General features: G+C 66.6%; 19 protein-coding genes. 12 read left to right on the top strand and 7 right to left on the bottom strand.

Features of this window, described 5'->3' with window-relative positions:
• The first annotated feature begins 318 nt into the window (after positions 1 to 318).
• The 5 genes from JFN87_RS18620 to JFN87_RS18600 all read left to right on the top strand — a co-directional run bounded on the left by JFN87_RS18620 (position 319) and on the right by JFN87_RS18600 (position 11,237).
• A complete protein-coding gene (locus JFN87_RS18620; protein ID WP_209341396.1) occupies positions 319 to 3,594 on the top strand; it encodes an ATP-binding protein in 3,276 nt (1,091 codons plus the stop codon).
• Positions 3,591 to 4,070, top strand: a complete 480-nt coding sequence (locus tag JFN87_RS18615; protein ID WP_209341394.1) for a DUF7680 family protein — start codon at positions 3,591 to 3,593, stop codon at positions 4,068 to 4,070. The genes JFN87_RS18620 and JFN87_RS18615 overlap by 4 nt, the downstream gene beginning before the upstream one ends.
• Positions 4,071 to 4,082: 12 nt before the next feature.
• Complete coding sequence (locus JFN87_RS18610) at positions 4,083 to 6,995, top strand: DUF1156 domain-containing protein (protein WP_209341392.1); 2,913 nt, start codon at positions 4,083 to 4,085, stop codon at positions 6,993 to 6,995.
• Positions 6,996 to 6,997: 2 nt separating this feature from the next.
• The gene (locus JFN87_RS18605; protein WP_209341386.1) at positions 6,998 to 10,321 is read left to right on the top strand and encodes a DEAD/DEAH box helicase; all 3,324 of its coding nucleotides are present in this window, start codon (positions 6,998 to 7,000) and stop codon (positions 10,319 to 10,321) included.
• Positions 10,322 to 10,427: 106 nt separating this feature from the next.
• Positions 10,428 to 11,237, top strand: coding sequence for a transposase family protein (locus JFN87_RS18600; RefSeq protein ID WP_209341384.1), 810 nt, complete (start codon positions 10,428 to 10,430; stop codon positions 11,235 to 11,237).
• Between the two features lie 242 nt (positions 11,238 to 11,479).
• Here the strand turns inward: JFN87_RS18600 and JFN87_RS18595 are convergent, their stop codons facing one another.
• Complete coding sequence (locus JFN87_RS18595) at positions 11,480 to 11,665, bottom strand: DUF397 domain-containing protein (RefSeq protein ID WP_209341382.1); 186 nt, start codon at positions 11,663 to 11,665, stop codon at positions 11,480 to 11,482.
• Positions 11,662 to 12,534, bottom strand: a complete 873-nt coding sequence (locus JFN87_RS18590; protein ID WP_209341380.1) for a helix-turn-helix domain-containing protein — start codon at positions 12,532 to 12,534, stop codon at positions 11,662 to 11,664. The genes JFN87_RS18595 and JFN87_RS18590 overlap by 4 nt, the downstream gene beginning before the upstream one ends.
• A 294-nt stretch (positions 12,535 to 12,828) precedes the next feature.
• On the opposite strand from JFN87_RS18590, the gene JFN87_RS18585 reads away from it, so the two are divergent.
• From JFN87_RS18585 to JFN87_RS18570, 4 genes are all read left to right on the top strand, one after another.
• On the top strand, positions 12,829 to 14,067 hold the full coding sequence (locus JFN87_RS18585) for a helix-turn-helix domain-containing protein (RefSeq protein ID WP_209341377.1): 1,239 nt from the start codon (positions 12,829 to 12,831) through the stop codon (positions 14,065 to 14,067).
• Between the two features lie 2 nt (positions 14,068 to 14,069).
• On the top strand, positions 14,070 to 14,735 hold the full coding sequence (locus JFN87_RS18580; RefSeq protein ID WP_209341376.1) for a PIN domain-containing protein: 666 nt from the start codon (positions 14,070 to 14,072) through the stop codon (positions 14,733 to 14,735).
• A gap of 319 nt (positions 14,736 to 15,054) precedes the next feature.
• A complete protein-coding gene (locus tag JFN87_RS18575) occupies positions 15,055 to 15,804 on the top strand; it encodes a dienelactone hydrolase family protein (RefSeq protein ID WP_209341373.1) in 750 nt (249 codons plus the stop codon).
• Between the two features lie 61 nt (positions 15,805 to 15,865).
• Positions 15,866 to 16,366 carry a GNAT family N-acetyltransferase gene (locus JFN87_RS18570; protein WP_209341371.1) on the top strand — a complete coding sequence of 167 codons (501 nt, stop codon included), beginning with the start codon at positions 15,866 to 15,868 and terminating at the stop codon, positions 16,364 to 16,366.
• On the opposite strand, the gene JFN87_RS18565 is transcribed toward JFN87_RS18570, so the two are convergent.
• Positions 16,367 to 16,930, bottom strand: a complete 564-nt coding sequence (locus JFN87_RS18565) for a GNAT family N-acetyltransferase (protein WP_209341369.1) — start codon at positions 16,928 to 16,930, stop codon at positions 16,367 to 16,369. It abuts the gene before it with no gap.
• Positions 16,931 to 17,625: 695 nt separating this feature from the next.
• The gene (locus tag JFN87_RS18560; protein ID WP_209341367.1) at positions 17,626 to 18,093 is read right to left on the bottom strand and encodes an ATP-binding protein; all 468 of its coding nucleotides are present in this window, start codon (positions 18,091 to 18,093) and stop codon (positions 17,626 to 17,628) included.
• A 124-nt stretch (positions 18,094 to 18,217) separates the two neighbouring features.
• Between JFN87_RS18560 and JFN87_RS18555 the strand changes: the two genes are divergently transcribed.
• Positions 18,218 to 19,066, top strand: coding sequence for a helix-turn-helix domain-containing protein (locus JFN87_RS18555; protein ID WP_209341365.1), 849 nt, complete (start codon positions 18,218 to 18,220; stop codon positions 19,064 to 19,066).
• Positions 19,063 to 19,263 carry a DUF397 domain-containing protein gene (locus tag JFN87_RS18550; protein ID WP_209341363.1) on the top strand — a complete coding sequence of 67 codons (201 nt, stop codon included), beginning with the start codon at positions 19,063 to 19,065 and terminating at the stop codon, positions 19,261 to 19,263. Before JFN87_RS18555 ends, JFN87_RS18550 begins: the two co-directional genes overlap by 4 nt.
• A 298-nt stretch (positions 19,264 to 19,561) precedes the next feature.
• Here the strand turns inward: JFN87_RS18550 and JFN87_RS18545 are convergent, their stop codons facing one another.
• The 3 genes from JFN87_RS18545 to JFN87_RS18535 form a co-directional block, all read right to left on the bottom strand.
• Complete coding sequence (locus tag JFN87_RS18545) at positions 19,562 to 20,386, bottom strand: SDR family NAD(P)-dependent oxidoreductase (protein WP_209341361.1); 825 nt, start codon at positions 20,384 to 20,386, stop codon at positions 19,562 to 19,564.
• Between the two features lie 108 nt (positions 20,387 to 20,494).
• The gene (locus tag JFN87_RS18540; RefSeq protein ID WP_209341359.1) at positions 20,495 to 21,970 is read right to left on the bottom strand and encodes an aldehyde dehydrogenase family protein; all 1,476 of its coding nucleotides are present in this window, start codon (positions 21,968 to 21,970) and stop codon (positions 20,495 to 20,497) included.
• Positions 21,971 to 22,144: 174 nt separating this feature from the next.
• Entirely contained in the window at positions 22,145 to 23,362 is a 1,218-nt protein-coding gene (locus JFN87_RS18535) for an MFS transporter (RefSeq protein ID WP_209341357.1), read from the bottom strand.
• A gap of 125 nt (positions 23,363 to 23,487) precedes the next feature.
• Here JFN87_RS18535 and JFN87_RS18530 point away from each other — a divergent pair, with 125 nt between their 5' ends.
• Entirely contained in the window at positions 23,488 to 24,336 is an 849-nt protein-coding gene (locus tag JFN87_RS18530; protein ID WP_209341355.1) for a helix-turn-helix transcriptional regulator, read from the top strand.
• Positions 24,337 to 24,477: the final 141 nt, after the last annotated feature.

Genomic DNA, 24,477 nt, shown 5'->3' with positions numbered 1-24,477 from the left:
CCGTTCGGAGATGCTGCCAAAGACGGGGTCGGCCCGCCGCTGTCCAAGGTGGGCCTCAGCTCGCTACCAGTCAGGACGCTTAACCCAATCGCTGCGCGATCGTCCTGGTGGCTCGGTGCAGAACGGCTAGTCACACATGGCCCCGGTCAGGCGGGCACAGCACCTGTTGAGCAACGTTTTGGTCATGAAAGGTCCACGCGGTCTTTACATAGAGCTCACAAATCCGGTTAGCTGACGAGTCGTCTGGCGCTGAAGCAAGAACACGGCTGCACAGCAACAGTTTTGAGTGCCCGTTAGTTTCTGGGGTGGGGGAGTTTCGTGGCACGTTTGGTGTCGCTGCGTGATGCGTGCGTGGCTCGTGATGATGTCCTCGAAGGCGGGTTGGCGGACAACCACTTCGCAGCCCAACTGGACAAAGTGGTCCGCGACGCGGAGCACTACCCCGTGTACGGTGATGCGGAAGCGTTCTTCGCTCAGACCTACCCAACAAGCGGCCTGAAGACGCTGCTCACCAAGGCCTTTGGTCGGCTTAGCGGAGCGAAGGGTACGGCGGGGGAGAACGGCGTGCTACGCCCGACGACCTCGTTCGGCGGCGGTAAGACCCATGGTCTGACCGCCGTCTACCACCTCGCCAAGGGTGCCCGGCCGTCCAACATTGCCGGATTCCTCGACCCGATTCTGCTTCCCGACGGCCCGGTCCAGGTTGCGGCCCTGGTCGGTGACGCACTCGATCCCACTGCAGGGCTTGAGACCAGCGGGCATCGCACCTACACGATGTGGGGTGAGATGGCCGCGCAGATCGGCGACGAGGCGTTCCCGGCGATGGAGGCGAACGACACCCAACGCACGGCACCTGGCACCGCCACGATCAAAGCCGCCTTCGGTGGCAAGCCGACGGTGGTGATCGTCGACGAGATCGCCAAGCATCTGCGTGCCGTGACCTCCTCCGGCAGCGAGGACGTACGCCGCATGGCCGGCGCGATCCCTGTCTTCCTCGGCAACCTCTTCGAGGTCGCCTCCGACCCGACCAACAGGGTCTCGGTCATCATCACCCTTGCCGCGACCACCAATGCGTTCGGTGCGGAGACCACCGAGATCAGCGAGCTGACCGGTGAGGAAAGGGAGAAAGCCGACGCCGCCAACACTGCCTCGGTCAAGGCCGCCCAGGAGACCGGTGACGTGCTGACCCGTGCGGTCCGGCCGAGCGCGGTGATCAAGCCGGCCGATGACAACGAGATCGGGGAGATCCTCAAGAAACGCCTCTTCGCCTCCGTCGACGAGGACGCCGCCAGGGCGGCCGGGGAGGCCTACAGGGACTTCTACCAGCAGCTCGCCAAGACCGAGCAGCTCGCTGGCGGCGCCGAGCACCCGACGTCCTATGGCGACCTGGTCACCAAGACCTACCCGTTCCACCCCGAGCTGGTCCGCGTCCTCGACAAGCGCCTGGGCAACATAACGAACTTCCAGCGCGCACGCGGGGCCCTGAAACTCCTGGCCGAAGTCGTTGCCAACATCTACGCCACCCATGACGACACCGCGATCATCAACGTCGGCGACATCGACTACTCCAACGAGCCCGTCCTCAACCACCTCACCGACGGTCTCGGCCGCGCCGAGTACGCGAGCGTGGCCAAGGGCGACTTCGCTTCTATGGCCTCCCACGCGGCTGCCGTCGACGCCGATGTCTTCCCCGGCAAGCCTGCCTACGCCACCCGTGTAGCCCGTACCGTGTTCACCCACTCTCTGGAGATGGTCTCCACCGCAGGGGCGGGCCGCAACGACTGGCTGGTCGGCACCCTGCGCCCCGGCGAGGACGCCACCATCTTCGAGAAGGCGCTGACCGAGTCGGAGAGGGTCTTCTGGCACCTGTCGTACGACGGCGCTCGCTGGCGCTTCAACATCGAGCCCAACGTCAACGCCATCATCGAGACCGAGAAGCGCAACGTCGCCAACACCGCGGTCGCCGCTGAAGTCGACAGCCGGATACAGAAGGCCTTCGCCAATGACGGTGGCGTTACCGCGATCCACTTTCCGTCAGGCCCTGCTGAAATTCCGGACAAGGACGCGTTGCGCGTGGTCGTGCTCGACCATGATGTCGTCACCGTCGACCCGGGCCACGCCGACCAGCCGCCGGCGCAGATCGTGGAGATGCTCGACAAGGCCGGATCGGTCGGCACGCCGCGCAAGTACCGCAACTCCCTGGTCTTCGCCCTGGCCGATGCCGAGCAGGTCCATGTACTGAAGGACCGGGCACGTGCCCTGATCGCCTCCAAGAACCTCACTGCCGATACCCACCGGCTGGGCCAGTTCAGCGAGGGGGTCCGCAATAAGGTCGAGGCCTACGACATGGAGGCCCTCCTCCAGGTGCGCATCGCGGTCGCCCGGTGCTTCAAACACATCTACTACCCGGCCGATGAGAAGGCCACCGGCTACCTGCGCCACCGCGAGCTCCCCGCTCAGGCCCAGGGCGACCCGAAGAACGCCATATCGTCAGTCGTCACCCTGCTGGAGGACGAGGACAAGATTCGCAACAGTCCGTTCACGGCCTCCTTTCTGCGCACCCGCACCTGGGCCAACAAGGAGGCCACGAGTACGGCCGCGATCGCCGACTACTTCTGGGCCGACCACAAGGCCTCCATCGTCCGCAACACCTCCCTGCTGCGTGACGCGATCATCAACGGCGTCAACCACGACGGCTGGGTCTACTACGACTCGGCCAGCGGCAAGGCTTATACGGTCAACAACCAGGCCGGCATGTCGATCACCTTCAGCGCCGACACCGAGGTCATGACCACGGCCGAGGCACAGAAGCGCGGTCTGCTGGTCCGAAAACCCACCCAAGCCGACCTCCGCTCGGTACTCACCGGCGACCAGTTCACCGGTGCCGACCTCCGTGCTCGCCTCGAGGCAGCCTGTGGCGGCGAGCCCACCAAGACAGACGTCCTCGACCTGCTGGCCACCGCCGTCCAGTCCAGCGAGTACAGCTGGTTCGTCGTCACCGACACCGAGCCTGCCGCCGGCGTCCGGGCGCTCTCACCCTCGGCGATCAAGGACAAGGGCCTCGACAGCCTCCACGTCCTGCCCCGCGCGACCGCCGACGAGATCGACATCCAGGTCCCCACTCGCACCGCCACTTCCAAGACCTTCGCCGCGAACGGTCCCGGCGGCGCAGCCATGCAGACCCTGCTCGACGCCGTCTCCGACTACGCGATCCGAACTATCAAGACCCTCACCATGAAGGTGAGCGCGGATGCCGCTTCCGGAACGAGCGACATCGACCTCGCCGTCGCCTCGCTCGGCATGCTGCAGAAGCAGGCCATCACCGTCCGCTCCACCATCCGCGCCGAATACAAGGGGCTCACCGGAGGCGGCATCCAGTTCCAGGGCACGGCGGAGCGCGCCGCCTTCCAGATGGCCTACGGCCACGCCAAGAAAGCGTTCACCGCCGCCACAAAGATGGTCGGCGACGTCACCCTCACCTTCCGCTTCGACCCGGCACTCGACGTCGACGACCCGCAGTTCGCACAGATCCACGACGTCATCAAGAAGCTCGGCATGAAGAGCACAACGATGAGCGCCGAGGTGACCAAGTGACCACGCTCCAGCGCGCGATGACCGCTCCGAGCCGACGGCTCGCTGCCGTGGACGGCGCCCGCGGTTTCCGCCTCGTCGTGAAGCCCGGCCGCGGCGAGACGTACGGCCTCACCATCGAGGAGACGTTCGGCGAGGTGGGCTCCGCCCTCGCCACGGCGGTCGCCACCCTCACTCCGCAGCAGACAGGCCGCGTCGTCGACGCCCTCTTCGCGGCGGTGAGGAGATCGGGCCACCGACCTAGCGTGCTGACCTTCACCCGCAGGGCACCCATCCGGCTCGCCGAACCAGACGGCGTACGCCTGACCCTGATCCTGCTGGCCACCCAGCCCATCGAGAAGCACCAGCGCGTCCGAGCCCTCGTCGCCGGCATCAACGCCATGAGCACCGAGGAGACCTACTACTGGTACTCCAAGTGCATCGGCGTCGACGCCAACCGCGCCCGCAAGGCTCTCCGTACCCTGCTCTCTGACAACTGAAAGAGCCACCCCATGAGCTCCAAACCACGTGTCCTCATCGAGGACTGGCTCCCCGTCGCCGAACTCGGCATCGAGTCCCGTCGCGAACGCGGCGCCGCGTCAGCGCTCCCGCCACTCTCCTTCCTTCACATCTGGTGGGCCCGTCGCCCCCTGGTCGCCTCCGCCGCCGTTGCTCTCGCGGGTGTCCTCCCCGCGTGGTCCGAGGAGCTCGCCAAGGCGTTTCCCGACGCCGTCGAGCTCCAGGACGAGGCCGCTTACCGCCGCTGGCTGCTTCACCTGGTCGGCATCTGGGGTAACCCGGTGCACGGGCGGAAGGTTATCGACGCGGCCAAGGTCACGGGCGCGAAGCTCAAGGGCAACGGATACGGATACAAGCAGGCTTTTCGCAACGCTATCCCGCGCAAGGACATCGACCTTCTCCACGCTGTGCTCATCCACACTTGGGGGAAGCTCCCGACGCTGGCCGACCCCACAGCCGGTGGCGGCAGTATCCCGTGGGCGGCGTCCCGCCTCGGGCTCCCGGTTGTCGCCAACGACCTCAACGGCGTGGCCGCTAGCGTGCTCAAGGCTGGCGTCGAGATCCCCGCCATCAAGGGACTCGATCTTGTTCCGGAGTTGAGGAAGTGGGGGCAGGTTCTTGTCGCGCGCATCGAGAAGCGGCTGAAGGAGTACTTCCCGCTCCAGGGCGGCGAGAGCGTTATCGCCTACATCTGGGCCAACGCCATCCCCTGTCCCCGTACAGGCCGCCTCATACCGCTTCTACCCGACAAGTGGCTCCGCAAGACCGCAGGCAAGGAAGCGGCCGTTCGGATGCTCACCGAGTACGATGGCGTCGAGCTCCCCGAGCCGATCTTTGAGGTTGCCTTTGGCAAGGACGTTGACAAGACCGACGCTTCCACCGGCACCACAGCCCGGGGCAAAGCCATCTCGCCCTACGACAACCTCGTCATCGACGGCGACTACATCAAGCAGGCCGCCCAGGCCGACCAGATGAAGCAGGTCCTCTATGCCGTCGCAATCCGCAAGCCCTCGGGCGAGCGTACCTTTCGCGCCCCCACGCGAACCGACCTCGACGCCATCGCTGCCGCTACGTCGAAGCTTGAGGAGGTGAAGGATCTGTGGCAGCAGACGGACATCTTGCCTTCCGAAGAGATCCCGGTAGAGGCCAACTATGATCGTGGCCATCGCATGTACGGAATCAACACCTGGCTCGACTTTTTCACGCCGCGCCAAGCCCTGGCGCATGGGGCCTTCAGCGGAGAGTTTGCACGCATCGTGCCTGAGGTCCAGGAGTCTCTGGGTAAGTCGGCGGATGCCGTTCTCTTCGAGCTTGCCCTGATGCAGGGTAAGGCACTGAACTGGAACTCCCGGGCCTCTACGTGGGACGTATCGCGTCAGAAGATGCGTAGCGTCTTCGAAAAGCACAACTTCTCTTTCAAGTGGACATTCGCCGAGTTCGAAGGTGCGGCCGCGCTCTATTCCTGGACGCTAGACCAGCTGCTCGACGCCTACGGTGGCATCGCTCAGTTGCTCGACGAGACTGGCGTGTCTGACAGCGACCTCGAAGATCGGTTGAGCAGGAACGTATCCATCCTGCAGGCTAGCGCCACTGACCTTGATCTTGAAGGCGGCTCAGTAGTCCATATATGTATGGATCCGCCGTATTACGACAATGTCATGTACGCAGAGTTGGCTGACTATTTCTATGTCTGGGAGAAGCGTACTCTTGGGCGTCTCATCCCTGACTACTTCCGCGACGACTTGACTGACAAACAGAACGAGGCTGTGGCTAACCCGGCGCGCTTCGTGGCGATGGGGAGCCGCCGGAAGGAACTGGCTGAGCTCGACTATGAGACGAAGATGACCAGTATCTTCGAGGAGTCGCGTCGCGTACTCGCCGATGACGGCATCCTGTCGGTTATGTTCACCCACAAGCGCGCTGAGGCGTGGGACACCCTTGGAATCGGCCTAATGCAGGCCGGCTTCACGATCGAAACATCGTGGCCAATCAACACCGAGTCCGAGGTGTCATTGCACCAGGCCAATGTTAACTCGGCGGCGTCCACAATCATGCTGGTATGTCGCAAGCGTGATGAACGGGGCGATAAGATAAAAATTTACCTCGATGATATCGAACAGGATATCCGACGTACAGCCCGCGAGGCGGCCACCCGGTTCCAGCATGACGGCATCGAGGGCGTCGACCTGCTGCTGTCGACATACGGTCCGACGCTCTCGGTGATCTCGCAGAGCTGGCCCGTCTATTCGTCGACCCCGGACGAGCACGGCCGCGACAAGCTGCTGCGGCCTGAGGAGGCCCTTGCTCTGGCCCGCGAGGAGATCGTGGACCTGCGTCGCTCCCGACTGATCGGGAAGGCGTCGAAGGTCGACACGCTCACAGACTTTGTGCTGCTGGCCTGGGACACCTTTGCTGCCCGCGAGTTCCCCTACGACACCGCCCGCCTCCTGGCACTCGCCGTCGGTGGGCTCGACATCGACCAGCTCCAGCGGGCCAAGGTGGTCTCAAAATCCGCTGGCAAGGTCACCCTGCTCACCCCCAGCGAGCGGGTGCGGCGTGGTGGCGAGGCAGCCGCCCCCGGCGTACGACCCGGGGCTGCCTCGTTCGACTACGTCATCGACGCAGTTGACACGGCCCTGTACATCGCCGAGCACGATGGCATGCCGGCCGCGAAGCGATTCCTCGACAAGCACGGCTACATCAATGACGCCGGGTTCATCTCCACCCTGCAGGGTCTGGCAAACGCGATACCGCGCACCAAGGCCAAGGGGGAGTGGGTTGTGTCCGAGGCCGGGCGCCTTGACACCCTGTGCACGCTCTACTTCCCCGATGTGACCCTGCCGGACGCCACCGACGTGGCCACGCTGGTCGAGGACAAGCCCGACGCGCTCTTCGAGATGGAGTGAGGTTGGTCGAACACGACGACGCCCTGTTTCCCGGTGCCGCCGCCAAGCCGGCGGCACCGGCGCAGGACGGTCTCTTCGAGCACGATCCTGCCACGGCCGAAGACTCGTTCCGCAGCGTGACGCTGAAGGCGATGTACTCGCCCGACGATGCACCGTTCGAGACGTTCTACGAGCCCTTGCTTTCCAGGGCTGTCGCCTACGACCGTGCGGTCGGCTACTGGTCCGGGGCAGAGCTGCAGTTTGCCGCGCAGGGCACGGCGTACTTCATCGCCGGTGGCGGAGTGATCAGACTCATCGTGGGCGCGCAGCTCAGCAAGAAGGACGTCGACGCAGTGCTTTCCGGTGCTCCGCTCGACGATGTTGTCGCCGAGCGGCTATTGGCTGACCCGGGCCTGGAGGGCACGAAGATCGTGCAGAGCGAGCATCTCAGTGTGCTGGCCTGGATGGTAGCCAACGACCGGCTCCACATCCGTGTCGGCATCCCGGTCGACAAGTATGGTCACCTGCTCACCCACCATGAGTCGGGCCGCTACTTCCACACCAAGTACGGCATTTTCACAGACCGTTACGGCCACGAGGTCGCGTTCAGCGGCTCCAACAACGCGTCGGTCACCGCATGGGTGAAGAACCACGAGACCTTCGACGCCTACCGCTCCTGGCGTACCGAGTCCTGGGAGGACTACGGCGCTCCCAAGAAGCGCGCGTTCGAGCAGCACTGGCGCGCCAACCCCGACCAGGGCTGGGCGATCATCGACCTGCCCACCGCCGTCCGGGAACACCTGATAGAGCACGCGCCCGACGCTCCGCCGTTCCCCTTTAACACGCCAGTGCCGCAAGTGCCCCAGCCGAGGGGTGCGGAGGCGGCTCTTGAGGCACCGCCTGCCGACGTGGACGTCGATGTCCAGGCGGCCTGGGACGAACTGGTCGCCCTTCGGGATGCGCCGAAGGCGTCCGCATGGACTGGCGTGGGTACCGCGTGGGCTCAGCCGCTGCCACACCAGGCCGAGCTGATCCACCGGGTGGTGTCGACGTACCCGCGCGGCTATCTCTTCGCCGACGAGGTGGGGCTCGGCAAGACCGTCGAGGCGGGAATGGTGTTGCGTGAGCTCTTCACCTCCGGCCGGGCGAAGAAGGCGCTGCTGCTGGTGCCTGCCTCGGTGATGAAGCAGTGGCAGGAAGAGCTCCACGAGAAGATGAACATCGATGTCGCCCGCTACGACAAGGGAGGCTTCATCGACCGGTTCGACCAGCCCATCGCGACCGATCCGAAGGCGAACCCGTGGTCGGCCTTTCCGATCGTGCTTGCCTCCTCCCACCTCGCCCGCCGCCGCAGTCGCCGTACCGAGATCCTTGACGCCGGACCGTGGGACGTCGTCCTCGTCGATGAGGCCCATCACGCCCGTCGCCGCGGCTCCAAGGCGACCGACACTCCCAACTCCCTGCTCGTCCTCCTCCAGGAGATGAAGAAGCGCAACCTGTGGCGTGCGCTCTACCTCGCCTCGGCAACCCCGATGCAGATGCACCCGCATGAGGCCTGGGACCTCATCGAGCTCCTCGGGCTGCCGGGCAAGTGGGGTGAGCAGGCGTTCTTCTTCACGCAATACTTCACCTACCTCAGTGACCCGCCCGAAAGGCGCGGCTGGAAACTCATCTGCGACATGTTGGAGGACTACTTCTCCGACCCGCTCGCCGAACGCGACACTGAGCTGGAGCGGCAGATCGACAATGCGCTCGGATGGGCCGACGCATGGACGGTGACCGGCATGGCTGGCAACCCGCCCTCGCCCGACCTCAGGGCACAGTTCCCCAATGCCACCTCCGAGTGGATGGCCAAGTGGGCTCGGCGGCACACCCCGATGCGCGATCGCGTTTTCCGGAAGACCCGCAAGACCATGCGCGCCTACCAGGCAGCCGGCATTATCCCGGGTTCGATCGTCATCCCGTACCGGCACGTCACCGATGAGTTCATCCGTCTGGCGCCGAACGAGCGGAAGCTGTATGAGCGCATCGAGGAATACATCCGCCGCCACTACAACGCTTACAAGTCCGATAAGGCCACCAAGGCCCTCGGCTTCATCATGACCGTCTACCGGCGTCGGCTGACCTCCTCCTTCGAAGCGATCAAGCAGTCCCTGCAACGGCGCCTCGACGTACTTGAGCAGGGCAAGAGCCTCGCGGATCTCCTTACCGATGACGACGGTGTCGACCTGGAGAACTCCCTCTTCGACCCCGAGACCTTCGACGTCCGCGCCGACCGGCTCAAGGAGGAGATCGGCGAGCTGCGCTCCTTCCTGAACGATCTCGGCGACATCACCGGCGAGGACACCAAGGCCCAGCAACTCGTCGAGGACCTGGCGGAGTCGTTCAAAACGTACGACTCCGCAGTGGTCTTCACCCAGTACACGGACACCATGGACTATGTCCGCGAGCGCCTCGTGGCCGCCGGCTACTACAGGCTCGGCTGCTACTCCGGCCGCGGCGGCGAGATCTACGACCCCGTAGCGGGGAAGTGGGACAGGGTCACCAAGGCGGAGATCAAGACCCGGTTCCGCCGCCGCGATATCGAGTTGTTGATTGGCACCGACTCGCTGAGCGAGGGACTCAACCTGCAGACGTCGGGTCGCCTTATCAACTACGACATGCCCTGGAACCTGATGCGTGTCGAGCAGCGCATCGGCCGTATCGACCGCATCGGCGCCACCTACGAGCACCTCCAGATCAGCAACTACTTCTACGAGGACACCGTCGAGGAACAGGTGTACAAGGGCATCAAAGATGACTACGACGACTTCACCAACATCCTTGGCGCCGCCGCCCCTGTCCTCGGCACCGTAGAGAAGGTCATCGAGGACCTCGTTCTCGCTGCGGATCTCAGTGCTGCAGCCATCACCCGCGAGATCGCCGACATCCGAACCCGAATTGACGACATCAGCAGCCAGCCTGTCAGCACTGACACCCTCGGCGCCCCCGACGACGACGTCTCCGTCGAACCTCCGCCCGATCTGACAGGAGGCATCACTCCGTCGGACCTTGTCACCAAACTCGCGAGCAACGCCCTCTCAGCTTGCCGGCTGACTTCAGATGACGGACGTCCTGGAATCTATCGGCTCATCCTTCCGCGTGGCCCCACCCGTGTGTCCTTCGGACGTTCGGATGGCGTGACCTCCCCCGACTGCTACTTGAACCAGCAGTTCACGGCCTCGATCCCCGTGACATTCGACCGCAACATCTGGGACACCAGCAACGACAGGGATCTCGTCTTTCTGACCTTTGGATCACCAGAGTTGGACTCGCTCCTGCCCCTACCCGCCGAACCCGGTGAGTGAGGTTTTCTCAAGGAAATGCTGTCTGGGCCCTGGTCGTCGGCAGACGTGAAGCCCCTGGTAGGACGGTTCTCACCACAAGATCGTCCGCTGAACCAGAGGCTTCACGTTGGTCACCTATGCTGCCACGCTCGATGTCCCGCGCCACATCGTGGTCCACCTCTCCCGGCTGCTCGCCGCGCGGCGCCGTCGTCTCAACACCCCACGCGGGTCACGCGCCTTGGGCACGTTCCGCCAGGCGGTCCTGGTGCTCCGCTGGTTCCGTGAGCGCAACTGCGTGCACTGCCTGGCCCGGGACGCCGGCATTTCGCAGGCCACCGGCTACCGCTACCTCCACGAGGGCATCGACGTCCTTGCGGCTCAAGCGCCCAACCTGCACGACGTGTTGGACCGCTGCCGGGGCGAGGAGCTGAGCCACGTGATCCTCGACGGCATGCTGGTCGAGAGCGATCGCGTCGCAGGCACCCGGGACAACGGAAACGACCTGTGGTTCAGCCAGAAACACAAGAGCTTCGGCGGAAACGTCCAGTTCCTGGCCGCCCCGGACGGCACCCCGCTATGGGTGTCCGACGTCGAACCGGGCTCCACCCCGGATATCAGCGCCGCCCGGCTGCACGTCCTGCCCGCGCTGTACAAGGCGGCTGCCGATGGCCTGCCCACCCTGGCCGACAAGGGCTACATCGGAGCCGGCATCGGCATACACGTCCCGGTCCGCCGCCCGAAAGGCAAGTCAGAACGAGCCCTCGATACCGACACGCGCACCACGAACACCCTGATCAGAGACCTACGCGCGCTGGGCGAACGAGCGGCCGCCGAGCTCAAAGAACGTTGGCGCATCCTGAAGCGCATCACCGTCAGCCCCTGCCGCATCGGCGACATAGCCCGCGCCGCCCTCGTACTCAACGACCACTGGAAATGATCTTCGCTGAGAAAACCTCAGTGACCAATCCAAGAGCGGACCTGCGCCGACTCTGAAGTTTCGTGGCCGGTGTAGGCAGAAATCGTACGGAGAACCCAGCGACCGGCTGGCCCCCTACCCAACCCGACCCACACGAGTGCACCAGGCCTGCCGTGGATCGTGCCTCGGTGGCGCAGATGCACGGCAGGACAGAAGAGCATAGGGATGCCAGCCGATCTTCTGAGTGTCACCGCACGCGTCGCTCAGCCCTCCGTCACGAATCCCACGAACTGTGACCACTCGCTGCGGCCAACGGCGAAGTGAGGACGCCCCAAATCCTTGGAGTCCCGTACGCATATCGTCTGTTCTGTAATGGCAACCTCGACGCAGCTGTCACCCGAGCTGCCGCTGTAGCTGGACTTGTACCAAGCCAGTTCGGTCGTGCTCATAGTTCCCCTCGCAGTCGCTCAAGCAGGCCCCGCGAGTCCTTGGTGTTGAGGGCCTGCGAGCGCAGTGTGTCATAGCGCTGGTAGAGGAGACGTACCCCTTTGCGGTCGGAGATCAACCGGCCGTTCTCCTGCCCTTCGGAGTACGCGAGCCTTCGACCCTCCGGTGTCTCCAGGAGCTGTACAGGGCCGTCCATGCAGGCGTGGAACTCGGCCTCCGTCGGCATGATCTGCAACGTCACGTTGCGGGGCGCCGTCAGCTCCAGCACGTGGTTCAGTTGCGCCCGAAGCACGTCAAGGCCTCCCAGCCTGCGCCGGAAGACGGCCTCCTCCACGATGAAGTGGAACGGCACCGTCGGCCGCTCGCGCAGCATCTTCTGCCGCTCCAGCCGCGCTTCGATCTGAGCCTCCAGACGCTCATCGGTCAGCAGTGGAAGCCGGTTTTCGAACAAGGCCCGCGCATACCCCTCCGACTGCAACACCCCTGGCACCAGACGGCACTCGTACGTGCACAGGCTCACCGCCACCCGCTCCAGCCGGGCCCACTGCTTGAACCACGCCGCGAGCCCCACATCCCCGCGCCCCCGCGTCACGTACTTCGACGACCGCCGTAACGCCCCGGTATTCCCCAGCGCTTCCTCGGAGCGCTCCACCAACGTCATGTCGGGCATCCGGCGCCCCAGCTCGACCGACTCCACCGTGTGCCTGGAGAAGCACACCAGGTCCGCGAACTCGGTCCTGCTGTATCCCGCGTGCTCGCGAAGCGCCCGCAGGACCGCTCCGAACGTTCGCAGGCTGTCCGAGGGATCGGGTTCCCGATCTGCCTCACCTCCCGGCACTCCCTCGTCGTCCACCACAGCGCTTTCACTCATCCGCCGTCACCTCCGGTCTCGTACCTGCGCTGTTCGTCGTCCCACAGCTGACGGCACTCAGGGTGACGCAAGAGCCGTCGTACCGTCTACGTAGTGTGCCCGTACGCTGACACAGCGTACGGCGCCATTGCCGCCGTTCGGCTGCTCGGACAGGCAGGTATGCAGCCGCCATCAGCTCCGCCGCACGGGTGCTTTTGGCGTTATGCGAGGGCCCAGCGAGGTGTGGCTGAAAACCTCTGGGAGAGTAACTGAATCAGAGGGCTATCGTTGATTCAGACAGGGAGGTGTCGGGGGATGGATCTGAGGGAGACGGGCGAACGGGTTGCGCAGGAGCGGACGCAGGCGGGGCTGAGTCAGCGGGAGCTGGCCGTGCGAGCAGAGCTGAGCCAGTCGACGCTGGCGAGGATCGAGACGGGGGAGCGGTCAGCGCTGACGGTGGCCGAGCTCGACCGTATCGCGACAGCGCTGGGTGTTCCGCTCACGCTGTTGACCAAGGGAAACCCGGTGCGGCAGCGCATGCAGGTGGCGGCACGAGCCTCGGAAGGTGCTGAGGAGGATCTGAGGCGGGCCGAGGGGCTGGCCGGTGAGATCCTGGCACTCGATGACCGCCTCGACCGGTACGTGCCGGACGGCCACAGAGGCGATCGACAGCGGGCGTCTCGACTGAAGCGGCCGCTGACGCGGGTAGCCGATCCCGAGCGTGAGGGGCGGAGCCTGGCGGAAGAGCTTCGTGAGCGCCTCGGACTCGGTTTCGGCCCCGTCTCGGACCTCGACGAACTCGTGGAGTCGGCAATCCGCCTGGACACGGCAGCGCTTACGCTCCCGCCGGGCGTCTCCGGATTCACCGCGCTCGACCCCGACCGCGAGGTGACGATTTCGGTCGTCAACGCGTCACACGTGCCCGAGCGTCAGCGCTTCTCACTGGCGCACGAGCTGGGACACGTGCTGCTGTCCGACGGCGTGTCCGCGCACCGGCTGGACGGCCGGCGGACACCGGCCGAGAAGCGGTGCGATGCTTTCGCTCGGCATCTGCTGGCACCTGCGGAGGGCGTCCGTCGCTGGATGGAGTGCCTTTCGGCCCCCGAACCGGGACGCAGGGAGTGTGCGATGGCGGCCAGGCACTATGGCGTGAGCCTGACCGTACTGCTCATTCAGTGCAAAGAGCTGGGGCTGCTGACCAACGCCCAGGCAACAAAGATGAAGGGTCTGACGGGGCGCGAGCTCGCGTGGACCTACGGTTGGGGCCCTCAATACATCGTGGAGTGCGAGGCCGCGGCGCGCGTGCGGCCGCCGCGTCGCATCATGGAGCGGGCCGTCGAGGCCTACAGGTCGGGGCACATCGGGGTGCGGGCCATCGCATCGCTGAGCGGGGCGGAGCCTCGCACCACCGAACGGGAACTGGATGAAGCCGGCATCCGGCCACCCCAGGTCGCGTTGTCGGGACGCGTTGACGTACGCAGCCTTGTCGCCCGTCGCGGCGGGCGGGTACAGCGAGCCGCGGAGCCGCCCGAGAACGGACGGGAACGGCGGTAGGCGTGAGCTTTCCACAGGAGCCCGAAGCTGAGGAGAGCACGCCAGGGCAAAGACGGGCGGACGCCTGCATTCTGGACGCCGTCGTCTGCGTCCACTTCGCGGGTGCCAACCTCAATCGTGTCCTCGTGGCCGCCCTCGAGTCCATGGAGTGGGTCATCCTGGTTCCTGCCGAGGGCTGCGACGAGATCGCCCGCAAGGACGCCAAGTACCCTGGACTTCGCAAGCGCTGGCTCGCGCTTGAGCGCAGCGATCGCATCAGGGTGCTGCCCGCTCTGGAGATTGCTTCCGCTCCCGCCCGGGTCGTCGAGGTCCTTGAGGAGATCCGGGACCTGGAATTCGACCAGGCGCTGAGGCGTTCCCGTGACCTCGGAGAATGCGTGGCCGTGGCCCATGGAGTGCACCTGTCTGAGCAGGGGCTCGAGGTCACCCTCCTGATGGATGACGCGGAGGGACGGCAGCTTGCCGACGAGTGGTCCCTGCAACACCTCACCATCGAAGACGTGTTGGTGCTCGCCGTCCACGCGGGATGTTTCGACACCCTGGACGCTCTCAAGCAGGCCTATCGCCGACTCCAGCAGTTTGGCTCCGGCCTGCCGGACTTCCCCGGGACAGCTCTCGTAGGGCACTACCGTGAATGGATGGGGACTGAGGGCGGCACCCTCGCGTGAGGTCCGTACGCTCATTCGATGTCTTCCGGACGGCGGTTGCGTCGGCTTCGACCGTGGGCAAGACGGGGACCTTCCACTTCACGGCGTTGTGCGCGGGCGCACGCCGTGGCGCCGGCGGTGCCCGGCGGGCTAGGTTGGGCGGCGATGAATACCGGGACGGCATCGCGCCACACACGGATTGGTGACCCGGCGATCCTTTGATCGTCGAGCGGGCCGGTGCGGGCCTGCGGCTTGACCCCGAATTTGGCTCTCCTGCGCGGGCTCCACCCCTGTCACGTTGACCACGGCTCGACACGCGTCAACGACGACAGGAGAATCCATGCCCACCAAGAAACTGCTGATCCGCAATGCTGACGGCCAGGCTGACGCATACGCGGCCTACCCCGACCGGGGCGGACGCCACCCAGGGGTGTTGCTGTACACGGACGCCTTCGGCTTGAGGCCCGAACTCGAGCGGAGGGCGCGCGAGCTGGCCGAGCGCGGGTACTACGTGCTTGTCCCCAACTTCTACTACCGGCACGGCCGGGCGCCGGTGATCGCACTTCCGGACCACATCGGAGAGGAGATACGGCCCGCGATCATCTCTCAGCTGATGCCCCTGATCGGGGCGTACACCACCGAACAGGTCCTGCGTGACGCTGACGACTACCTCAGGTTCCTCACTTCCCAGCCCGAGGCCGGCACCGGGCCGGTCGCCGTCATCGGCTACTGCATCGGCGCCGCCTATGCGATGCGCACCGCGACAGCTCACCCCGATCAGGTGGCCGCGCTCGCAGCATTCCACCCGGGCTTTCTGGTCACTAAAACGCCCGACAGCCCGCACCGCCTCGTCCCACGACTCACCGCGCAGGTCCATCTCGGGCTCGCCGAAGGCGACATGTCGCCAGAGGCCATCAGTGAGCTCGACCGGGCCCTGGGCGCAGCAGGCGTCAGCTATGCCACCGAGATCTACCCCGACACCGTCCACGGCTTCACCATGTCCGACACCGAGGCCTTCAACCCCGCTGCTTCGCAGCGTCATTGGGAACGGCTACTCGCCCTGCTCGACCGCACACTGAAGAACGGCTGATGGGCTCGTCCACTGCGTCCGGCAGCTTCCTCGCCGCGAGGGCTACGTCGCCGGGTACATCATGAACGTCATGGTGAAAGTGGGCCGGGCGGCCAGGGAGGACTGGGCTGCGTTGAGGGCGATTCGGCTGCGCGCCCTGGGAAGGGATCCCGACGCCTTCGGCTCGTCGCTCGGGGACGAACTAGCCCGGCCGGAAGGTTTTTGGCGTGATCGGATCGCGAGCAGCGCGTGGTTCCTGGCGTGGGTTGGACGGCAGTCGGTAGGGGTCGTGGCGGCAGTTGCCCCGCCCTTCCCCACCTCTGTCGAGCTGCAACTCGATGCGATGTGGGTTGACCCGGCATGGCGCGGACATGGTGTCGGAGAGGCCCTGGTCGACGCCGTACTCGCCTTGGCCAGAGACCAGGGTGCTGAGTGCGTGTCGTTGACCGTCGTCGACGGCAACGACCACGCACGACGGCTCTATGAGCGCGCCGGGTTCCGCGCGACCGGAGAAAGGGAGCCTCGCCCGCGCAATCCCTGCCAGATGCGCGAGCGACTCCGCCTGTCTCTCGTGCCTGCCTGATCAGCGGTCCGTGGTGGCGGGTGCTTGCCCGCTGAGGTGCGTCCAGATGAGGCAGTCGTGCCAGGCGTCCTGCCCCGCGTCCTCGGACGACCATGCACGGCAGTGCTGGGGCAGGCGTTGTTCGTAGCGGTACCCAGCACGCTGGGCGAGGTGGAGCGAGGGCTCGTTGAGGGGATTGATCTCCAGCCAGATGCGGGGAACGCCGAGACGGTCGTGTGCCCACGAGGTGATCGCGGGCACGGCCAGTGAGGCGATGCCGAGGCGTCGTTCTTCCGGCCGGATCCAGTACGCCAACTCCATGCTGCCGGGATCGTCCGGCATCAGACCGACAGCGCCGAGCAGGCGCTGCCCGCGCAGAATCCCGACGGAGAATTGCCCGCCGGCTGCCGGGTCCCACTGCGACAGGGTCTTTTGCGCGTCACGCACGGAGTAGGGGCCTACTGGCCGGGCCGCCCACAGGGACGGTTTCGTCTCCCCGGACGTCGCGTCGACCAGCAACGCGGCGTCGTCCGCGACCAGGGCCCGCGCGTACAGGCCATCTCCGAGAGTCAGGTCGAGATCCATGGGCTGCATCCAAGCTGGATGGCAGCTCGTCGTCGAGCGGGTTTCCCCGCCCACGACAGGCTGACAAGGTAACCGTGGGCCAGAGAGGCAAGTCGGTGGCGGCGCTCAAGTGCGAGACTGGCCGCATCACCTCAGGAACGACTGGCCGTTAGGGGATTCCTCGGGGACGACTCGCCCGGTAGGCGGAGAGTGGAATGACTGCATCTATCAACGTTCGCCTGATCTGCGAAGTTGAGGCCGGTACTGTCTACTCCTGGGAGGAGTCAGACAGAGGGCAGAAGGGATGGCTCTTGTTCTGTCAGCCCGCGGGTGTCTTCCGCACATCCGACAGCTCGGGTCTACCTGATGAGGGAGGCATGGCTCTCAGCTTGGAAAGTGAGCAGTGGGTCAACCGAGATGACGAATGCTGGCGTCCATTCCTTCAAGCCTCGTACGCGATATGGAAGCTGTTCCGACGCGATGGCGTGCGGCCCGAGAATGCGAGCCGCTACTTCTACTGAGCAACTCTTCGGGTGCTGCGCTGACCAAGGGCCTAGCAGGGCCTCAAGGGCGCGTGCTCGTGTTGCGAGGGTCAGTTCGAGTCAGATCGTGGGTCAGTCGCAGTGCTTCCACCTTCGCGAACTGCTCCCGGCGTTCTGCCTGGTGCCCATCGCTTGATCCGGTTCCATGCTCGTGCTGATGCCCGTCATGGCGACTCATCCGATCTGGACCTCCGCCCACACCGTCTTGCCCGGTCCGCCGTTCTCGCGCGGCATCGCCGCCCAGCGCGTCGCGAGCGCCGCGACCAGGCAGAGGCCGCGGCCCGACTCGGCGTCCGGTGCGGGTGGCGGCGACGCCGGCTGTGGCGGCAGGCGGTCGTCGCGGGTGTCCGTCACTTCTACGCGTACGAGCTCCGCGGCTGGGTCGAGTCGCAGGCGCAGGTGGAAGTCCCGGCCCGGTACGCGGCCGTGTGTCACCGCGTTTGCTGCGAGCTCCGCCACGATGAGGGTCACCGTGGTGTTCAGGCGGGAGTCGTACGGGTGACCCCAGGCGTCGAGGCGCTGGGAGGTGAGCCTGCGGGCCAGGCGGGCGCCGCGTGGCGTTGACGTGAACGCCATGCGGAACTCCCGCCCGGGCAGCGGCGGTCGCCGGGCGTTCACGGACGAGTGCGTTTCTGTCGTCATGGCCATGAGCTTGGGCCGAGGCGGCTACGTTGACCAGCAACGACATCCTCACACAGCGTCGCTGTAGGACTGCGGTGGGTGTGTTGTCGGGGTTCGGTGGTGAGCCAGGTGCTGGAGGGAAACCATGACGCAGGTCGCAGAGCAGTCCTTCGCGCGGAGGGGCGAGGACCCGGCCGACGAGTTGCTGCGGTCCTTCGGCAGGCAGGTCAAGATCTTGCGCGAGCGAGCCGGGCACACGCAGTCCGCCCTGGGGCAGCTCCTCGGGTACAGCGAGGCGCAGATCGCGGCCATTGAGCAGGGGCGGCGTATCGCACGCCCCGACACCATCGACAAGCTCGACCAACTGCTGGACGCTGACGGCATGCTGCTCGCCATGAAGCGGGCCGTGGCGCTTACCCGGTACCCCGCCTTCTTCCGTGACGCGGCGCGGATCGAGGAGACGGCGCTCGAATTTCACCAGTACTCCTCGCTCATCGTGCCCGGCATGCTTCAGACCGAGGCGTACGCCAGGACCATGTTCACCGTTCGGCGCCCCCGCAGGAACGAGTCCGAGATCGAGCAGATGGTGGCCGCGCGTATGGCTCGGCACTCGCTCTTCGAACGCAAGCCGTCTCCCGTGCTCAGTTTTGTCCTGGAGGAAGCATTGCTCCAGCGGCCCATCGGTGGCCATGAGGTGCTGCGTGGGCAGCTCGAACGCCTGCTGCTCGTCAGTGAGAACCCGAACGTGGAGATTCAGGTGATGCCCACGCGGACCACGGACCACGCCGGGGTGGACGGGCCGTTCACGCTGATGGTGCCGGACGGTGGGGAGCAGGTGGCGTATCTGGAGAGCCAGGGCAATGGACGAGTGCTCACTGGTCGGGAGGCTGTTCGAGGGATCGCCGCCCGGTATGGAATCATCCGGGCACAGGCCCTGTCGCCAAGCGAATCCGGGCGTCTGATCGAGCAGTTGCTGCGAGGAGGAGACCTATGAGCACCAAGCAGTCCGGGGTCCCGCAACTTCACTGGTTCAAAAGCAGCTACAGCGGTGGCGAGGGGGGCGACTGCGTCGAAGTTGGTCAGGCCGCCTCCGCCGTGCATGTCCGTGACTCCAAGGACACGAAGCTGGGCAGCTTCGTCGTGGCGCCGACTACTTGGGCCGCGTTTCTCGACCTCGCCCGTCAGGGCTGACCGGGGCACGATCACCCGGCCCTGTGGCCGTCTCTTCGGGGGCGGCCACAGACGTGTTTCCCGCATGCCATGCGCCACGCAGCGTCAGGCCTTCGCCGATGGCCTGGCCTCCTGCCACCGGCGCCCCGCCCAGAAGGCAGGCGGTGGCGAATTCGGTCATCGCGCGGCGGCGCACCCAGGCCGCCGATCGAGGCGTGCGGACCGCCGTCCCGCCGAGCGCGTGCCGGCCGGCCTCGGCACTGGTACAGGAGGACGTGAGTCTCAGCGGGCCCCGGCGGCCGCCACAGGGCGGATCCGCTCATTCGGTGGGGAAAGGGGTGCCCGTCAGTTTCTCGCTGAGCGAGCGCAGTTCGGCGCGGGCCGCCGGGTCGTACGCCTGGGGGTCGGCCGCGGAGACCGTCCTGCGGTTGACGTAGAGGCCGGTCTGCTCGGCGAACTCCGGTTCGACGACCATGCGCAGGACGTTTCCCACTCCCTCGCTGAGGGCGCTCTGTGGGGTGAAGAGGTGTGTCACGATTTTGGTGGGCATGTACGAGGCCGGGTGCAGCGCGTTCACGGTGACACCGGAGCCGTCCAGCGCCTCGGCCAGATCTGTCGTCAGCATGATCTGGCCCAGCTTCGCCTGGCAGTAGGCCTGCCCACCGGACCAGCCGCTACGCAACTGCACGTCGGAGAAGTCGAACGGCGCCTGTCCCGCCGAGGTGACGTTGACGATCCTGGACGGCGCCGAAGCGGCAAGCAGTGGCGCGAGTCGGCAGCTCAGGACGTACGTGGCGAGGTAGTCGACCTGAAAGGTCAGCTCAAGGCCGTCCTTGCTCTCACGTCGGGCCAGCTCCACGCCCATCCCGGCGTTGTTGACCAGCACGTCGAGCCGGTCCAGGAGGGAGAGCCGGTCGGCCAGTGCCTGGATCTCGTCCAGGGAGGCGAAGTCGGCCAGCTCGTAGCTGAACCTGTCGTGCCCGGTGGCGGCGCGCAGCTCCGCGAGCAGTTGCTCGCCCTTCTCCGCGCTGCGTCCGTGCAGGACCAGCGTTGCCCCCATGCCCGCGAGCTGGTGTGCGAGCGACCGGCCGACTCCGTCGGTCGCGCCGGTGATGAGGATGGTCCGCTCTTCCAAGGACGTCATGTCCTGCCTCCGGAGAAAGGGTGTGGTGTGCGTTGTCCCGCGTCGCGTACGGACCGCGGGGAGTGAGGGCCTCCCCACCGGGAGGCCCTCACCGTCGGAAGGTGTGGCTCACTCGGTGTTGACCACGACCGTCTTGGCCTGGAGGTACTCGTCGATGCCCTCCGGGCCGAGTTCCCGGCCGTATCCGGAGTCCTTGTAGCCGCCGAAGGACGTCGTGTTCTCGAACATCGCCCAGGAGTTGACCCAGACGATGCCCGCCTCGAGTCGCGCCGCGATCTGGTGCGCGCGCCGCAGGTCGGTGGTGTGCAGACCGGCCGCGAGTCCGAACGGTGAGCCGTTGGCGATGGCCACCGCCTCGTCCTCGGTGTCGAACGGGGTGATGGTCAGCACCGGGCCGAAGACCTCCTCGTTGGCTATCCGCATCCGCGGAGTGACGTCGGAGAAGACCGTCGGCTGGAAGTAGTAGCCGCGGGCGTCCGCGTCACCCTCGATGCCGGCCGAGCCGCCGGCCCGCAGGACCGCTCCCTCGGCGCGCGCGATGGCGACATACTCCACCACGCGGGCCAGTTGGGCGCGGTGCGCGAGCGGACCGAGCACGGTCTCCGGGTCGAGCGGGTCGCCCACGGGTACGGCCGCGGCCTGTGCGGCCATGCGCTTCACCATCTCGTCGTACACCGGCCGCTGCACCAGGAGGCGCGAACCACTCATGCAGAACTGGCCCGTGTTGAAGAAGGCCGCCTGGAAGGCCCACTGGGTGGCGGCGTCCAGGTCTGCGTCGGCGAAGACGATGTTGGCGCCCTTGCCGCCCAGCTCCAGGGTCACCCGCTTGAGGGTGTCGGCGGCGGTGGCCGCCAGCCGTTTGCCGGTGGCGGTCGAGCCGGTGAACGCCAGCTTGCGGACGTCGGGGTGGGTGGCGAGCCGGGCGCCGACGGTGGCGCCGTCGCCGGTGACGACGTTGAACACACCGGCCGGCAGCCCCGCCTCGTGCATGATCCCGGCGAGCCGTAGCGCGGACAGCGGCGTCTGCTCTGCCGGCTTGAGCACGAACGTGTTGCCCGCGGCGAGCGCTGGGGCGATCTTGTTGACGGCCAGGTTGAAGGGGAAGTTGAAGGGTGTGATGGCGCCGACCACACCGAGCGGCTCACGTCGGGTGTACGCGAGCGACCGGCCGCCGGCGGGGCGGGCCGCGCCCTCCAACTGCTCGACCATCCCACCGTAGTAGCGGAAGAGGTCCGCCGCGCTCGGCACGTCGAAGCCGCGCGTGAAGCTGATGGGCTTGCCGACGTCCAGGGACTCCAGCCGGGCCAGCTCCTCGGCGTGCTCCTCGATGGCGTCGGCGATCCTCAGCAGGACCCGGCCACGCTGCTTGAGCGTCAGAGCGGGCCAGTCACCGTCCTCGAAGGCGCCGCGGGCGGCGGTGACCGCCTGGTCGAGGTCGGCGACGGAGCCCCATGCGACCCGGCAGATCACCCCTTCGGTCGCCGGGTTCACCACCTCGCGGGTTTCGCCACTCGCCGAGGGAACGAATGTGCCGTGAATGAAGAGTTGGCCGTCGGCCACTGTTTCGGGTGCCTGAATGGTCATGACTCCACTCCTTGAAGCGTTCGTGAGAAACCCGTTTGCCGGGGGCGGGCCGCCCTCTGAGGAGAATTCCTGTGCACTCACGCTAAAGGTGGAATGCTGCGCCTCTCCACTCATCGCGCACGCTCGGTGAGGCTACGTTAAGTCGGTTTCACGGAAGTGGGTCCCGCGTCGAGCCTATTCGGGTTCGGGTGATTTGCCGATGGCGGAATGCACGAGCAGGGCGAGTACGCCGAGCGCCGCGCCGGACAGGCAGAGATTTCCGCCGGACATCCCGGCCCCGATCAGGATGCCGCCGAGCGCCGCGCCCAGGGCCTGGCCGAAATAGATGCCGGAGGAGTTGAACGAGATGACCACGCCCGGCAGGTGCGGCATCAGCGCGGTGAGGCGGTGGTTGTTCGGGGTGGCGGCGGCCCAGGCGGCCGCGCCGTTGAGGATCATGATGACCATCACCAGCGGCTCGAAGGACACGAAGGACAGCAGCGCCGTGGTGACGACCAGGGTGCTGACGGCCAGGGCCAGCGTCCTTCCCGCGCCCCAGCGGTCGGTGAGCCAGCCGCTGCCGAACGCGCCCGCGGTGCCGCCGGCGCCCCACAGCAGCAGGGTGACGGCCAGGGTGGTGCCCTTGATGCCCGCCGTCTGGTCGAGTACGTCGGCGATGTAGGTGTAGACCATGATGCTCGCCGCGCTGGCGAGCAGCATGAAGGTCACGATGGCGACGACCCGGCCGTGGGTGAGCACCCGCAGCCGCTGAGCGAGCGGGATGGCCGGCGGGAGCGGCAGCTTCGGCAGGGTGACCATCAGGCCGAGCAGCGCGAGCAGGCCGACAGCGGCCACGAAGAGCAGGCTCGACTGCCACGAGATGTGCTGGCCGAGGGCCGTACCGATGGGTACGCCGAAGACCGTGCCGATCGTGAGGCCGGCCAGGATCACCGAGAGGGCCCGACCGCGCCGGGCCGGTCCGGCCAGGGCCACCGCGGCGGCGGACGCGTTGGGGGTGTAGAGAGCGGCACCGAGGCCGGCCGCCACGCGGGCGACGAGCAGCAGCGTCAGGTTGGGAGCGGCCGCCGAGGCCACGTTCGCCAGCACGAACAAGGTCAGCGCGAACGCCATCAGCGGCTTGCGCGGGAGCTTGCTGGTGAAGGACGCGAGGAAGGGGGCCGTCACGCCGTACGTCAGGGCGAACGCGGTGATCACCTGCCCCGCGGCGCCGGTGGACTCGTGCAGGCCGTGCGCGAGCTGCGGGAGGATGCCGCCCAGCACGAACGAGTCGGTGCCCATGGCGAAGGATCCGAGAGCGAGGACCGCTACGGGACGCCCCCAGTTCGCGGGCGGTGCCGCCTGTTCCGGGGCCGTGGGCCGGGTGGCGTTCCCGGCGGTCTGTCCAGTGGTCATGCTGCCAGGGTGCGGAAAGTCAGGTCACTGGTACAGAGGGCCACTTATGCTGGTGTTCGAAGCACCACGACGAGGCAGGGACCGATATCCCGAGGGTCCGGGCCACCGGCAGCGAAGGCGTGTCCATGGACGAGAACCTGACCCAGCGCGAGCTGCTGGCCGGATTCCTGCGCTCCCGCCGGGAGATGCTGCGGCCCGAGGAGGCGGGGATCGAGCCGGGGCCGCGCCGCAGGACTCCGGGACTGCGGCGCGAGGAGGTCGCGCAGCTGTCCGGGGTGAGCGTGACCTGGTACACCTGGCTGGAACAGGGCAGGAAGATCACCGTCAGCGGCCAGGTGCTCGAAGGCCTCGCGCGCGCCCTGAGGCTGTCCGCCGCCGAGCGCCGCCACCTGTACACGCTGGCGGGAGTGGCGCTGTCCGACGACGTACCGCAGCCCGCGGTGGTCAATCCGACACTGCGGGCACTCGTGGAGACCCTCGACCCCAACCCGGCCCACGTCACCAACCTGTGCTGGGACCTGCTCGCGTACAACGAGGCCTACGAGAAGCTGGTCGGCGGGCTCGACGGGCTGCCGGACGGGCAGCGCAACAGCATCTGGCTGCTGTTCACCCGGCCGTCCATGCGGACACTGCTCGTCGACTGGCGGCGCGAGGCCAAGGACATCCTCGGGCAGTTCCGTACCGCGGTGGGCCGCTATCCGAACGACCCCAGGGTGCGGGAGCTGCTCGACGCGCTCACCGCGGCCAGCCCGGACTTCGTCGCGATGTGGTCCCAGCACCCGGTGCAGGCGTTCACCCCGGCGACGAAGCGGTTCCAGCACCCCATGGCGGGGCCGGTCGCCTTCAACTACGCGAAGCTGACAGTGGCCGAGGACGACAATCAGCACCTGGTGGTCTTCCTGCCCGCGTCACCGACCGACGCGCGGGCCATGCGGGAGCTGACCGTGCCCGGCGCCGCCGGGTCGGCGCCGTAGACCGCGGGCGCGCCGCCGGCGCCCGCGGGCCCCCATCGCGCCGGCCAGCCCCAGATCGGAGGAGCTCGGAGGTGAACCCCAGCCACCGATGAATCCGCTATGCTGCGCACTGCTTGATGAAGGGGGGGGGGGGAGGGGGGG

Source organism: Streptomyces montanisoli, from assembly GCF_017813245.1.
GTDB lineage: Bacteria > Actinomycetota > Actinomycetes > Streptomycetales > Streptomycetaceae > Streptomyces > Streptomyces montanisoli.
This window is presented reverse-complemented; position numbering and strand designations above follow the sequence as displayed.

What these genes read in the sequence shown, in the direction of transcription:
- JFN87_RS18555 (WP_209341365.1), top strand. Translation starts at nt 18,218, where the DNA reads ATGACGCAGGTCGCAGAGCAGTCCTTCGCGCGGAGGGGCGAGGACCCG.
- JFN87_RS18540 (WP_209341359.1), bottom strand. Translation starts at nt 21,970, where the DNA reads ATGACCATTCAGGCACCCGAAACAGTGGCCGACGGCCAACTCTTCATT.
- JFN87_RS18595 (WP_209341382.1), bottom strand. Translation starts at nt 11,665, where the DNA reads ATGAGCACGACCGAACTGGCTTGGTACAAGTCCAGCTACAGCGGCAGC.
- JFN87_RS18560 (WP_209341367.1), bottom strand. Translation starts at nt 18,093, where the DNA reads ATGACGACAGAAACGCACTCGTCCGTGAACGCCCGGCGACCGCCGCTG.
- JFN87_RS18545 (WP_209341361.1), bottom strand. Translation starts at nt 20,386, where the DNA reads ATGACGTCCTTGGAAGAGCGGACCATCCTCATCACCGGCGCGACCGAC.
- JFN87_RS18550 (WP_209341363.1), top strand. Translation starts at nt 19,063, where the DNA reads ATGAGCACCAAGCAGTCCGGGGTCCCGCAACTTCACTGGTTCAAAAGC.
- JFN87_RS18585 (WP_209341377.1), top strand. Translation starts at nt 12,829, where the DNA reads ATGGATCTGAGGGAGACGGGCGAACGGGTTGCGCAGGAGCGGACGCAG.
- JFN87_RS18590 (WP_209341380.1), bottom strand. Translation starts at nt 12,534, where the DNA reads ATGAGTGAAAGCGCTGTGGTGGACGACGAGGGAGTGCCGGGAGGTGAG.
- JFN87_RS18610 (WP_209341392.1), top strand. Translation starts at nt 4,083, where the DNA reads ATGAGCTCCAAACCACGTGTCCTCATCGAGGACTGGCTCCCCGTCGCC.
- JFN87_RS18570 (WP_209341371.1), top strand. Translation starts at nt 15,866, where the DNA reads ATGAACGTCATGGTGAAAGTGGGCCGGGCGGCCAGGGAGGACTGGGCT.
- JFN87_RS18535 (WP_209341357.1), bottom strand. Translation starts at nt 23,362, where the DNA reads ATGACCACTGGACAGACCGCCGGGAACGCCACCCGGCCCACGGCCCCG.
- JFN87_RS18530 (WP_209341355.1), top strand. Translation starts at nt 23,488, where the DNA reads ATGGACGAGAACCTGACCCAGCGCGAGCTGCTGGCCGGATTCCTGCGC.
- JFN87_RS18575 (WP_209341373.1), top strand. Translation starts at nt 15,055, where the DNA reads ATGCCCACCAAGAAACTGCTGATCCGCAATGCTGACGGCCAGGCTGAC.
- JFN87_RS18565 (WP_209341369.1), bottom strand. Translation starts at nt 16,930, where the DNA reads ATGGATCTCGACCTGACTCTCGGAGATGGCCTGTACGCGCGGGCCCTG.